12 protein-coding genes are annotated in these 12,319 nt (G+C 53.7%); 7 read left to right on the forward strand and 5 right to left on the reverse strand.

The annotated features are described in order from the left end of the window. Positions 1 to 4: 4 nt before the first annotated feature. Entirely contained in the window at positions 5 to 664 is a 660-nt protein-coding gene (gene rluA, locus VF709_RS10650; RefSeq protein ID WP_020688480.1) for a bifunctional tRNA pseudouridine(32) synthase/23S rRNA pseudouridine(746) synthase RluA, read from the forward strand. A 30-nt stretch (positions 665 to 694) separates the two neighbouring features. Here the strand turns inward: rluA and djlA are convergent, their stop codons facing one another. Then, a complete protein-coding gene (gene djlA / locus VF709_RS10655) occupies positions 695 to 1,513 on the reverse strand; it encodes a co-chaperone DjlA (RefSeq protein ID WP_013095544.1) in 819 nt (272 codons plus the stop codon). Between the two features lie 239 nt (positions 1,514 to 1,752). Here djlA and lptD point away from each other — a divergent pair, with 239 nt between their 5' ends. Genes lptD through apaH form a run of 6 tightly spaced genes read left to right on the forward strand, consistent with a single transcriptional unit; the run spans position 1,753 to position 8,482 of the window. Continuing rightward, on the forward strand, positions 1,753 to 4,104 hold the full coding sequence (gene lptD / locus VF709_RS10660; RefSeq protein WP_040022052.1) for an LPS assembly protein LptD: 2,352 nt from the start codon (positions 1,753 to 1,755) through the stop codon (positions 4,102 to 4,104). 53 nt (positions 4,105 to 4,157) lie between these two features. Further along, positions 4,158 to 5,444, forward strand: coding sequence for a peptidylprolyl isomerase SurA (gene surA, locus VF709_RS10665; RefSeq protein WP_013095542.1), 1,287 nt, complete (start codon positions 4,158 to 4,160; stop codon positions 5,442 to 5,444). Beyond that, positions 5,444 to 6,430, forward strand: coding sequence for a 4-hydroxythreonine-4-phosphate dehydrogenase PdxA (gene pdxA / locus VF709_RS10670; protein ID WP_040022050.1), 987 nt, complete (start codon positions 5,444 to 5,446; stop codon positions 6,428 to 6,430). The genes surA and pdxA overlap by 1 nt, the downstream gene beginning before the upstream one ends. Beyond that, a complete protein-coding gene (rsmA, locus tag VF709_RS10675) occupies positions 6,427 to 7,248 on the forward strand; it encodes a 16S rRNA (adenine(1518)-N(6)/adenine(1519)-N(6))-dimethyltransferase RsmA (RefSeq protein ID WP_013095540.1) in 822 nt (273 codons plus the stop codon). The genes pdxA and rsmA overlap by 4 nt, the downstream gene beginning before the upstream one ends. A gap of 3 nt (positions 7,249 to 7,251) precedes the next feature. After that, positions 7,252 to 7,629 (forward strand): Co2+/Mg2+ efflux protein ApaG, encoded by a 378-nt coding sequence (gene apaG, locus VF709_RS10680; protein ID WP_013095539.1) that lies wholly within the window; start codon positions 7,252 to 7,254, stop codon positions 7,627 to 7,629. Between the two features lie 4 nt (positions 7,630 to 7,633). Beyond that, positions 7,634 to 8,482: a bis(5'-nucleosyl)-tetraphosphatase (symmetrical) ApaH gene (gene apaH / locus VF709_RS10685; protein WP_013095538.1), complete on the forward strand. Its 849-nt coding sequence runs from the start codon at positions 7,634 to 7,636 to the stop codon at positions 8,480 to 8,482. 39 nt (positions 8,483 to 8,521) lie between these two features. On the opposite strand, the gene folA is transcribed toward apaH, so the two are convergent. The 4 genes from folA to VF709_RS10705 all read right to left on the reverse strand — a co-directional run bounded on the left by folA (position 8,522) and on the right by VF709_RS10705 (position 12,309). Then, positions 8,522 to 9,001, reverse strand: a complete 480-nt coding sequence (gene folA, locus VF709_RS10690; RefSeq protein ID WP_045902535.1) for a type 3 dihydrofolate reductase — start codon at positions 8,999 to 9,001, stop codon at positions 8,522 to 8,524. A gap of 114 nt (positions 9,002 to 9,115) precedes the next feature. After that, positions 9,116 to 10,981, reverse strand: a complete 1,866-nt coding sequence (kefC, locus tag VF709_RS10695) for a glutathione-regulated potassium-efflux system protein KefC (RefSeq protein WP_013095537.1) — start codon at positions 10,979 to 10,981, stop codon at positions 9,116 to 9,118. Next, positions 10,974 to 11,504, reverse strand: coding sequence for a glutathione-regulated potassium-efflux system oxidoreductase KefF (gene kefF / locus VF709_RS10700; protein ID WP_023620041.1), 531 nt, complete (start codon positions 11,502 to 11,504; stop codon positions 10,974 to 10,976). The genes kefC and kefF overlap by 8 nt, the downstream gene beginning before the upstream one ends. A 364-nt stretch (positions 11,505 to 11,868) precedes the next feature. Then, a complete protein-coding gene (locus VF709_RS10705; protein WP_440231536.1) occupies positions 11,869 to 12,309 on the reverse strand; it encodes a hypothetical protein in 441 nt (146 codons plus the stop codon). Positions 12,310 to 12,319: the final 10 nt, after the last annotated feature.

Below are 12,319 nucleotides of genomic sequence, written 5' to 3' on the forward strand. Positions count from 1 at the left end.
CAAGATGGTGATGGAGCCTTACAATCCGCCGCAAGACCCGTGGCTGGTTATCCTTTATCAGGATGAACACATTATGGTGGTCAACAAGCCAAGCGGCCTGTTGTCCGTGCCGGGGCGTCTGGATGAGCACAAAGACAGCGTGATGACACGTATTCAGCGTGATTATCCCCAGGCGGAGTCCGTTCATCGCCTGGACATGGCAACCAGCGGTGTGATTGTGGTGGCGCTGAACAAAGCGGCTGAACGTGAACTCAAACGCCAGTTCCGCGAGCGTGAACCGAAAAAGCAGTATGTCGCACGCGTCTGGGGCCATCCCGCGCAGGCGGAAGGGCTGGTGGATCTGCCGCTGATTTGCGACTGGCCAAATCGACCAAAGCAGAAGGTGTGCTATGAGACGGGCAAGGCCGCGCAAACCGAGTATGAAGTGCTGGAGTACGCGCCGGATAACACCGCGCGCGTGCTGCTAAAGCCCATTACCGGGCGTTCACATCAGTTGCGTGTGCATATGCTCGCGCTGGGGCACCCGATTCTGGGAGACCGTTTTTACGCACCACCGGAGGCGCTGGCTTCAGCGCCGCGTTTGCAGCTTCATGCCCAGACACTCACCATCACCCACCCGGCGTTTGGCAACGCAATGACGTTTAAAGCCCCGGTGGACTTCTAAAAAAATGGCCCGACTGTGTCGGGCCATTTTTTATTTGAAATTTTTCTGCTCTTTTATCAGCTCGTACGCTTTCTGGATTTCCTGCGCTTTTTGCTTCGCCATCTCCATCATCTCTGGCGGTAAGCCCTTCGCGACCAGTTTATCCGGGTGATGTTCACTCATCAGCTTACGATAGGCGCGCTTGATGGTTGTCGCATCATCCGAAGGTTTCACGCCAAGCACGTTACAGGCATCTTCCAGCGTCGGGCCTCGCTGCGCCTGCTGCCAGCCGCCGCCAGAGGATTGATGCTGTTGATAGCCGCCACCAAAGTGTGCGCCGCCCTGCATCATGCGCAAGAACTGGTCGAACTGCATGCGGGAGATCCCCAGCTCTTCGGCAATCACGTATAACACATCGCGTTCATTCGGATGAAGAGACCCGTCGGCAAACGCCGCCTGAATCTGGATCTCCAGAAACATCCGAATTAAATCAAAACGGCCGAAACAGATACTGCGGAACTGACGCATTTTTTCGCGCAGCGGATAGTTATCCGATTTACCGATGCGAAATGCATTTTGCGCCGCCACACGAGATTCCCCATGCAGATTCATGCGGTCCATAAATACGCTGGCAATCTGGATATCGGCTTCCGTTACCCGCCCTTTTGATTTGGTTAAGTGCCCCATCACCTCAAAGGTGGTGGAGAAAAAGAGGGACTGACGCTCGCGCTGGTTGGCGAACCACGCCATTTTGCGGCTGCGTGCCTTATCGAACATATGGCCAATAATCAGGCCAAGTACGATGCCCCAAAACCCGGCACCCATGATGATGGCGAACGCAACGCCGATGATTTTACCCCAATACTGCATATACTCCCCGGATAGTCATGTCCCTTGTCGACGCAACGCCATCATTACAGTGGTCGAGCCACGGTCAATTGAGGGACATCGCCTATAATTTGCATTATCATACTCGTCATTCGATAGCGAGCCTAACACTCTGGCACGCAAACGGGCAGGATTAACGCTGGTACTGCGCTGATGAGTAAGATAGTCTCTGAGCGTTTGTAAGCCGTAGCCACTGATGACGGAACACTAAAATATAACGTATGAAAAAACGTATCCCCACCCTCCTGGCCACAATGATTGGCACCGCCCTGTACAGTCAACAGGGGCTGGCGGCCGATCTTGCCTCGCAGTGTATGCTTGGCGTCCCAAGTTATAATCGCCCACTGGTGAGTGGCGATACCAATAGCTTGCCGGTAACCATTACTGCCGACAGTTCTAAAGGAACTTATCCTGACAATGCCACTTTTACGGGCAGTGTGGATATTAATCAGGGCAATAGCCGCCTGCAGGCAGATGAAGTGCAGTTGCACCAGAAGCAGCCGGAAGGTGCGGCCGAACCGGTACGAACGGTGGATGCGCTGGGTAATGTGCACTATGACGACAATCAGGTCATCCTGAAAGGTCCGAAAGCATGGTCAAACCTGAACACCAAAGATACGAACGTCTGGGAAGGTGATTACCAGATGGTAGGTCGTCAGGGGCGTGGTAAAGCAGATCTGATGAAACAGCGCGGTGAAAACCGCTATACGATTCTGGAAAACGGTTCCTTCACCTCTTGTCTGCCGGGTTCGAATACCTGGAGCGTGGTTGGAAGTGAGGTAATTCACGACCGTGAAGAACAGGTCGCAGAAATCTGGAACGCCCGGTTTAAACTCGGCCCGGTGCCGGTTTTCTATAGCCCGTACCTGCAACTTCCCGTGGGCGACAAACGTCGTTCAGGCTTCCTGATCCCAAATGCCAAATACAGCACCTCGAACTATTTTGAGTTCTATCTGCCGTATTACTGGAACATCGCGCCCAACATGGACGCCACGATCACGCCGCACTATATCCATAAGCGCGGCAACGTCATGTGGGAAAACGAGTTCCGCTATCTGACCCAGGCGGGTACCGGTTTGATGGAACTGGATTATCTGCCATCAGATAAGGTCTTCCAGGATGAGCACCCAACAGAAGGTGATAAACACCGTTGGATGTACTACTGGCGCCACGCTGGTGTCATGGATCAGGTCTGGCGTTTTAACGTCGACTACACCAAAGTCAGCGATCCTTACTACTTCAACGACTTCGATTCCAAGTACGGTTCCAGTACCGATGGCTACGCCACGCAGAAATTTAGCGTTGGCTATGCCATCGAGAACTTCAACGCCACGGTGTCGACGAAGCAGTTCCAGGTTTTTAGCAGTCAGAATACCAGCACATACGGTGCAGAACCGCAGCTGGATGTGAACTGGTATCAGAACGATGTTGGTCCATTCGATACCCGCGTCTACGCGCAGGCAGTGCATTTCGTCAATACCAACTCGGACATGCCGGAAGCCACGCGTGTTCATTTAGAACCGACGATCAATTTACCGCTGTCGAACAACTGGTCGAGTCTCAATACCGAAGCCAAGCTGATGGCGACCCATTACCAGCAGAAAAATGTGGACTGGTATAACAACCGTTATGGCACCGACCTTGACGAATCCGTGAACCGCGTTCTTCCGCAATTCAAAATGGACGGTAAGTTGATCTTCGAGCGCGATATGGGTCTGCTGGCGGATGGGTATACGCAGACGCTTGAGCCACGTATGCAATATTTGTACGTGCCTTATCGCGATCAGAGCAAAATCCAGAACTATGACTCCTCTTTCCTGCAGTCTGACTACAGCGGCCTGTTCCGTGACCGTACCTACGGCGGTCTCGACCGTATTGCTTCCGCAAACCAGTTAACGACCGGCGTCACAACGCGCGTTTATGATGAATCTGCCGTTGAACGTTTTAACGTTTCTGTTGGTCAAATCTACTATTTCACCGAGTCTCGTACCGGTGATGACAATATCAACTGGGAGAAAGACAACAAAACAGGTTCGCTGGTGTGGGCGGGCGATACCTACTGGCGCATGACCGATCGCTGGGGCTTACGCGGGGGTCTGCAGTACGACACGCGTCTCGACAATATTGCGACCAGCAGTGCAGCCGTCGAGTACCGTCGCGATGAAGATCGTATGGTGCAGTTGACCTATCGTTACGCCAGCCCGGAATATATTCAGGTAACTCTGCCGAACTATGCCACCAGTGAACAGTATAAAGACGGGATTTCGCAGGTGGGTGGTGCAGCCAGTTGGCCAATCGCTGACCGCTGGTCAATTGTTGGCGCTTACTACTTTGACACTAACGCCAACAAGCCTGCTGACCAGATGGTTGGTCTGCAATATAACTCCTGCTGTTACGCGCTGCGTGTCGGCTACGAACGCAAGCTTAACGGCTGGGATACTCAAAACAATCAGAGCAAATACGATAACGTGATTGGCTTTAATGTCGAATTGCGCGGCCTGAGCTCCAACTACGGCCTGGGCACGCAGCAGATGCTGCGCTCGAACATTCTGCCGTACCGCAGTTCCTTGTAATGTGCTTGTTTTGCAACGTAATCCGCTTTGCGGTTAATTGAAATGGAAAAAGTATGAAGAACTGGAAAACGCTGCTGCTCGGTGTCGCTATGGTTGCGAATACCAGCTTCGCGGCCCCCCAGGTTGTTGATAAGGTCGCCGCTGTGGTTAACAACGGTGTCGTGCTCGAAAGTGACGTTGACGGTTTGATGAAATCTGTGAAGCTCAATTCGGGCCAGGCGGGTCAGCAACTTCCGGATGACGCAACGCTGCGCCATCAGATCCTGGAACGTCTGATCATGGATCAGATTGTCCTGCAAATGGGTCAGAAAATGGGCGTGAAGATCACTGACGAGCAGCTCGATCAGGCGATCGCTAACATCGCTAAGCAGAACAATATGACCCTGGATCAGATGCGTAGTCGTCTGGCCTATGATGGCATCAGTTATTCAACCTACCGTAATCAGATCCGTAAAGAGATGCTGATTTCAGAAGTGCGTAACAATGAAGTTCGTCGCCGCGTCACCATCCTGCCGCAGGAAGTCGACGCGCTGGCAAAACAGGTGGGCAACCAGAACGATGCCAGCACCGAGCTGAACCTGAGCCATATTCTGATCCCGCTGCCTGAGAACCCAACGTCTGACCAGGCCGCAGAAGCGGAAAGCCAGGCGCGCGCTATCGTTGAGCAGGCACGTAACGGCAGTGACTTTGGCAAGCTGGCCATTACCTACTCTGCAGACCAACAGGCGCTGAAAGGCGGCCAGATGGGCTGGGGACGTATTCAGGAACTGCCATCCATCTTTGCCCAGGCGCTGAGCACGGCGAAGAAAGGCGACATCGTGGGTCCAATCCGTTCAGGTGTTGGCTTCCACATCCTGAAAGTCAACGACCTGCGTGGTCAGAGCCAGAACATCTCCGTCACCGAAGTTCATGCTCGCCACATTCTGCTGAAACCGTCACCGATCATGACGGACGATCAGGCGCGTGCGAAGCTGCAACAGATTGCTGCGGACATTAAGAGCGGAAAAACGTCGTTTGCGAATGCCGCAAAAGAGTTCTCTCAGGATCCTGGCTCTGCTAACCAGGGCGGCGACCTGGGCTGGGCGGCTGCGGATATCTACGATCCGGCATTCCGCGATGCGCTGATGAAGCTGAACAAAGGCCAGATGAGTGCACCGGTACACTCCTCCTTTGGCTGGCATCTGATCGAACTGCTGGATACCCGCAACGTTGATAAAACCGACGCAGCGCAGAAAGACAGAGCCTATCGTATGCTGTTCAACCGTAAGTTCTCTGAAGAAGCGGCAACCTGGATGCAGGAACAACGCGCCAGCGCTTACGTGAAAGTTCTGAGCAACTAATGAAACAGCATCGTGTTGTGATCACCCCCGGCGAACCCGCCGGGATTGGGCCTGACCTCGTGGTCCAGCTTGCCCAACGTAGCTGGCCGGTGGAACTGGTCGTCTGTGCTGATGCAACACTGTTACAAGACCGGGCTTCACTGCTCGGTCTGCCTTTAACGCTTATCCCCTACGTTGAAGGCCAGCAGCCTACACCGCAGCAAGCCGGAACGCTCACGCTTCTTCCCGTCCCTCTTCGTACTCCTGTTATTCCGGGTCAGCTCAGCACTGAAAACGGCCACTATGTTGTCGAAACCCTGGCGCGCGCCTGCGATGGTTGCATACAGGGAGAATTTGCTGCCCTGATTACAGGCCCTGTCCACAAAGGGGTGATTAACGAAGCCGGTATTCCGTTCACCGGACATACCGAGTTTTTTGAAGAGCGATCGCACAGCCCGAAAGTGGTGATGATGCTGGCGACGGAAGCGATGCGGGTGGCTCTGGTAACAACCCATCTGCCGATTAAGGCCATTCCTGACGCCATCACCCCTGAACTGCTGCGGGAGATCATCGGGATACTGCATCACGATCTGCAGACCAAATTCGGCATTAAACAGCCGCACGTTCTGGTCTGTGGCCTGAACCCACACGCCGGGGAAGGCGGGCATATGGGGACTGAAGAGATCGACACCATCATTCCGGTGCTGAATGAAATGCGGGCGAAAGGGATGAACCTGAGCGGGCCATTGCCTGCCGATACCCTTTTCCAGCCCAAATACCTGGATAATGCCGATGCCGTGCTCGCGATGTACCACGATCAGGGCCTGCCCGTGCTAAAATACCAGGGCTTTGGCCGCGGTGTGAATATCACCCTCGGTTTACCTTTTATTCGAACGTCCGTTGACCACGGTACTGCGCTGGATCTGGCAGGCCAGGGAAAAGCGGATGTCGGCAGTTTTATTACGGCGCTTAATCTCGCCATCAAAATGATTGTTAATACTCAATGACTAATCGAGTCCATCAGGGCCACTTAGCCCGTAAACGCTTCGGGCAAAACTTCCTCAACGATCAGTTCGTGATCGACAGTATTGTTTCGGCCATTAATCCGCAAAAAGGCCAGGCGATGGTTGAAATCGGCCCCGGTCTGGCAGCACTGACTGAACCCGTCGGCGAACGTCTGGACGAACTGACCGTTATCGAACTCGACCGCGATCTCGCTGCTCGTCTGCAAACGCACCCGTTCCTTGGGCCGAAGCTGACGATTTATCAGCAAGATGCCATGACCATGAATTTTGGCGAGCTGTCGGAAAAAATGGGTCAGCCGCTGCGCGTATTCGGTAACTTGCCCTATAACATCTCCACGCCGCTGATGTTCCATCTCTTTAGCTATACTGATGCCATTGCCGACATGCACTTCATGTTGCAAAAAGAGGTGGTAAACCGTCTGGTTGCAGGGCCGAACAGTAAAGCGTATGGTCGTTTAAGCGTGATGGCACAATATTTCTGCAATGTGATCCCGGTACTCGAAGTGCCGCCGTCTGCCTTCACGCCGCCGCCAAAAGTCGACTCTGCGGTTGTGCGCCTTGTGCCGCATAAAACGATGCCATACCCGGTCAAAGACCTGCGCGTACTGAGCCGCATCACCACAGAAGCCTTTAACCAGCGCCGTAAAACGATCCGTAATAGCCTCGGCAATCTGTTCACTGTTGACGTGCTGGCCGAGCTGGGCATTGACCCGGCAATGCGAGCAGAAAACATCTCTGTTGAGCAGTACTGTAAACTGGCTAATTACATTAGCGAAAATGCGCCGCCGAAGGAGAGTTAAGCCATGATTGATTCGCCCCGCGTCTGTGTCCAGGTACAAAGCGTTTACGTTGAGTCGCAGTCCTCACCCGACGAAGAACGTTTTGTTTTCGCCTACACCGTGACCATTCGCAACCTGGGGCGGATGCCTGTGCAACTGCTCGGGCGTTACTGGCTTATCACTAACGGCAATGGCCGTGAAATCGAAGTTCAGGGTGAAGGTGTGGTTGGTGAACAGCCCCACATCGCCCCTGGCGAAGAGTATCAGTACACCAGCGGTGCAGTGATCGAAACGCCGCTGGGTACCATGCAAGGCCACTATGAAATGGTCGACGTCGATGGCAATGTGTTCCGCGTTGCTATTCCTGTGTTCCGTCTCGCCGTTACAACACTCATTCATTAATCTAATGTCTACATATCTGATTGGCGACGTTCACGGTTGCTACGATGAACTGATCGCATTATTAAAACAGGTCGACTTTACGCCAGGACGGGATATTCTCTGGCTGACGGGCGATTTAGTGGCGCGTGGGCCAGGCTCTCTGGAGGTTTTACGCTTCGTAAAATCGCTGGGCGACAGCGTTCGCATGGTGCTGGGCAACCATGATTTGCATCTGCTCGCCGTCTTTGCCGGCATCAGCCGCAATAAGCCGAAAGATCGCCTCACCCCGCTGCTGGAGGCGCCAGACGCCGACGAACTGATCAACTGGCTGCGTCGTCAGCCCCTGTTGCAGATCGATGAAGAGAAAAAACTGGTCATGGCACACGCCGGGATCACCCCACAGTGGGATCTTGAGACGGCAAAAACCTGCGCGCGTGATGTAGAAGCCGTGCTGGCGAGCGATTCCTATCCCTTCTTCCTTGATGCCATGTACGGCGACATGCCAAATCACTGGAGTGAAGATCTGAGCGGTCTGGCGCGCCTGCGTTTTATCACGAACGCGTTCACACGGATGCGTTTCTGCTTCCCGAACGGGCAACTGGATATGTATTCCAAAGAGACGCCGGAAAGCGCACCTGCACCGCTTAAACCGTGGTTTGCGATTCCCGGACCGGTCACCAGTGAGTACAGCGTGGTGTTTGGCCACTGGGCCGCGCTAGAAGGGAAAGGCACGCCGGAAGGGATCTACGGTCTTGATACCGGTTGTTGCTGGGGCGGGGATTTAACCTGCTTACGCTGGGAAGATAAAACGTACTTCGTGCAGCCGTCCAACCGACAGCTGGACCTGGGGGAAGGCGAGGCGGTCGCCTCCTGAGAGTGAATTCCCTCTCCCGCCCGGGAGAGGGTCTATCAACTAGCGGCGTTCCAGAATCTCGAAGCAGTAGCTGTGTGAGTTCTGCTCATCCGCGTCGTGAAATTCGCTGAATACCGATTCCCACTCGTCCGGATCGTAGTCCGGGAAATGGGTATCGCCTTCCACTTCCGCATCAATATGCGTCAGATAGAGCTTTTGCGCTTTTGGCAGGAACTGCTCATACACACGCCCACCACCAATCACCATGATCTCTTCGGCGTTACCGCACGCGGCAATCGCCTCGTCCACGGATTTCACCCATTCGACGCGATCGTCAGTGCCTGGCTGGCTACTGATCACGATATTCTTACGGCCCGGCAATGGGCGACCAATCGACTCCCAGGTCAGGCGGCCCATCACTACCGGCTTGTTTAACGTCGTACGTTTAAACCATGCGAGATCGGCAGGCAGGTTCCACGGCATGGCATTTTCCATACCGATAACACGGTCCACCGCCAGCGCTGCAATCAGACTGATCATTGAAAATTTCCCGGATGCAAAAAATTGCCGCCACTATACGGAAAGCTTAATCTTTCGTCGACTGGCGGCATGGTAAAGAGCGAGAAATTTTTTAATATTGCTGGCAACTCCACTTCACGCGGAAGGTTTACTCTCCGGTTCGTCCGCCGGATCGCCGGTATGCTTGCCCTCCTCCGTTCCCTGCCAGCCATGACGCTGCACCAGCGACAGATGATTACGATCCTCGTTAATGATCTCTGTCAGCATCGCACTGGTGCGTTTAAACACCGCCGCACGCTCTGTGGCCGTACTGCCCGCCATTGCCACCATCTCTTCCACCATATCGGTATTGAAGCGACGGAACAGATCCGCACGCTCGCGCGCTTCATACGCGCCCAGGCCCAGACTTTCCAGCGCCATGCGGCCAGACTTAAGCGCCCCTTCGAAGGTTTCACGCTCGGGTGCGTCCACCCCCGCCTGTCGCAGCTGGATATAGTGATCCACATCGCGCGCGCGGGAGATAATGGTCAGGTTCGGGAAATGCTCCTTCACCAGTTCAACCAGCTGCATACTGGTCTGGGGATCGTCAATCGCGTTGATGAGGACTTCCGCTTTCGCTGCCCCGGCTGATTCCAGCAGATCGACACGCGTTGCATCGCCGTAGAAGACTTTCATATCGAACTTACGCAGGGTATCCACATGGTCCGGATCGTGATCGAGGATGACCATTTTTACCCCGCTTGAGAGCAGTAAACGACCGGTGATCTGCCCAAAGCGACCGAATCCGGCGATGATGACCCGCGGCTGTTCCTCATCGATCTCATCGGCCTCACGTTCCTGTTCGCTGCCGGTTTTTTCCAGACGCGTCAGCAGCACCAGCAGGATCGGCGTTGCAGCCATCGACAGCGCAACCGCCAGCGTCAGCGCTTTCGCCCACTCGGGATCGAGCACATTGGCCATTTGCGCCGCGCCGAAAACCACAAACGCGAATTCGCTTCCCTGTCCGAGCAGCACGGCGAACCAAAGACGCTGTCTGCCAGGCACGTTCAGCGGACGGGCGATCAGCCACAGCATCACCATTTTGATGACCAGGAAACCGACCAGCAGGATGAGGATCCGCAGTGGATGCGTGACCAGCGTGCCAAAGTCGATAGACATCCCGACCCCGATGAAAAACAGCCCCAGCAGCAGTCCTTTAAATGGCTCGATATCACTTTCAAGCGCGTGTCGGTACTCTGAGCTGGCCAGCAGAACGCCCGCGAGGAAGGCTCCCATCGCCATCGACAGCCCGGCTTCCTCCAGCAGCAGACCAAAACCAAACACCAGGAACAGCGCCACGGCACTGAACACTTCCCGCAGCCCGGAGCGGGCGACGAATCGAAGCAGCGGACGTGTTACATACCGGCCAAGCAGGACAACCAGTGCCAGCGCACCGACCACTTTCAACGCAGAGAGGGCAAAAGCGCCGAGCGTGGTGGAGGCCCCACTTGCGGCCAGCAGCGGGATCATCGCCACCAGAGGAATCGCCGCGATATCCTGAAACAGCAGCACCGAAAACGCACTGCGTCCCATCTGTGAAACGGTCAGGTTTCGCTCGTTCATTGCCTGCATGGCAATCGCCGTCGAAGAGAGTGCCAGCGTCATGCCAATAAGCTCTGCCACTTTCCAGTCCATTCCCAGCAGAATACAGAAGCCGCCCAACAGCAGACCACAGGCTGCCATTTGTAGCGCCCCACCGCCAAACACTGAGGCGCGCAGCTTCCACAACCGCTGCGGGTCAAGTTCCAGACCAATGACAAACAGCATCAGCACGACACCAATTTCGGCGAAATGCAGGATCGCCTCCGCGTCGGTGACCAGGCGAAATCCCCAGGGTCCGATAACACACCCGGCGATCAGGTAGCCCAGCACGGAGCCCAGCCCCAGGCGAACCGCCACGGGCACAATCAGCGCCGCCGCGCCAAGGTAAATCAGCGCCTGTATCAGCGTATGGCTATCCATTGTGCGTCTCCTGCCACTCAAGTAAGCGTTGTTTATAATGACGAGCCTGCGCCTGCAACGTCTCATCGTCACAAACAAATGTGCAGTGCATAGCAAAAGGAGGAAGCCAGGTAAGACCACAGTAGAGTGCTGTCGCCTGAAGCGGTTGTGCCAGCACCTCAAAACCCGGGAAAGAGCCAATATCGAAGTGGCTTTCTCCTCCACCGGTGGTCACAGCCCACATCAGGCTTTTTCCCTTCAGCGCATGCCCGTTGTGACCATACGCCCAGCCGTGGGAAAAGACTTTGTCGATCCACAATTTGAGGAGCGGAGGTGTGCTGTACCACTGCATCGGGTGTTGCCAGATAATCAGATCGGCGCGAGTGAGCGCCTCCTGTTCGGCGGCGATGTCGATGTTAAAATCAGGATAAAGTTGATAGAGGGAACGTATCTCTACGTTGTCAAGTGTCCTTACCTGTTCAAGCATGCGCTTATTCGCATGGGAGTGATGCGGATAGGGATGCGCATAAATTATCAGAATCATCAGTTAGCCTGTCTTTACGGTTCCGTTCTCTCTGGTAGCAGTGAGTGTAGACATTTAACTCGCTCACTGAAAGTCTCCCATTGCCTGGTGTCGGCAAATCGCAAGTAGCGTAACTGCTTCTTTAACCATCAATGTTGTTCATATATGTGCGTCTTTGAACAAACAGGAATCCATAGTCGCCAGAAATATCTAACCAATTTTACATTTACCACACTGAAATATTAAGCATTCTTAAAACGACTTTTTAATAAAACAAAGTATACATAACCTATTGAAAAAATAATAATTTTAGATGGTTTTGCGATAACCGCTCTTCAGAAATGTATACGCAATTATTAACCTGAACATTTCACGAACTTTTCATTCAAATGGATGTGTGCATGAGTAATATACGCATTGAACTTAACAGAACAACCAGAATGCTCGGAAGACTGTTCCCCGCCATATTGGCATTCACACCAGCAATAACCTCAGCAGGAATTATTGAACAGTCTACTTCCGTCCCACAAGATTTTTCCGCTGATACCGAAAATGTTATCAATAAAGATGTAACGATTTCTTCCTCAAGCAATAAAGCAGCCGTATCCGTATCAGGTATTGATGTCACATCAGTAACAAATAAAGGTAATATATCTGGAGCGGCCAACGGTCTTGATATTAACACCGGCGCCCAGCGTGTTGTTGTTGAAAATGAAGTCGGTGCAACAATTTCTTCTACCAGCGCAAACGCAGTAAATGTGGAGTCTTTACTGGGTGACTTCAATAATAGTGGAAATATAACGGGTGCTGAAAAAGGTATTTTCATTAGTGAGTCA

This window comes from Enterobacter sp. Lyrl_3, assembly GCF_051948675.1.
Taxonomy (GTDB): domain Bacteria; phylum Pseudomonadota; class Gammaproteobacteria; order Enterobacterales; family Enterobacteriaceae; genus Enterobacter; species Enterobacter cloacae.

Coding starts and splice junctions, on each gene's coding strand:
- rluA (WP_020688480.1), top strand. CDS start 5: ATGGTGATGGAGCCTTACAATCCGCCGCAAGACCCGTGGCTGGTTATC.
- djlA (WP_013095544.1), bottom strand. CDS start 1,513: ATGCAGTATTGGGGTAAAATCATCGGCGTTGCGTTCGCCATCATCATG.
- lptD (WP_040022052.1), top strand. CDS start 1,753: ATGAAAAAACGTATCCCCACCCTCCTGGCCACAATGATTGGCACCGCC.
- surA (WP_013095542.1), top strand. CDS start 4,158: ATGAAGAACTGGAAAACGCTGCTGCTCGGTGTCGCTATGGTTGCGAAT.
- pdxA (WP_040022050.1), top strand. CDS start 5,444: ATGAAACAGCATCGTGTTGTGATCACCCCCGGCGAACCCGCCGGGATT.
- rsmA (WP_013095540.1), top strand. CDS start 6,427: ATGACTAATCGAGTCCATCAGGGCCACTTAGCCCGTAAACGCTTCGGG.
- apaG (WP_013095539.1), top strand. CDS start 7,252: ATGATTGATTCGCCCCGCGTCTGTGTCCAGGTACAAAGCGTTTACGTT.
- apaH (WP_013095538.1), top strand. CDS start 7,634: ATGTCTACATATCTGATTGGCGACGTTCACGGTTGCTACGATGAACTG.
- folA (WP_045902535.1), bottom strand. CDS start 9,001: ATGATCAGTCTGATTGCAGCGCTGGCGGTGGACCGTGTTATCGGTATG.
- kefC (WP_013095537.1), bottom strand. CDS start 10,981: ATGGATAGCCATACGCTGATACAGGCGCTGATTTACCTTGGCGCGGCG.
- kefF (WP_023620041.1), bottom strand. CDS start 11,504: ATGATTCTGATAATTTATGCGCATCCCTATCCGCATCACTCCCATGCG.
- VF709_RS10705 (WP_440231536.1), bottom strand. CDS start 12,309: ATGAAAATACCTTTTTCAGCACCCGTTATATTTCCACTATTATTGAAG.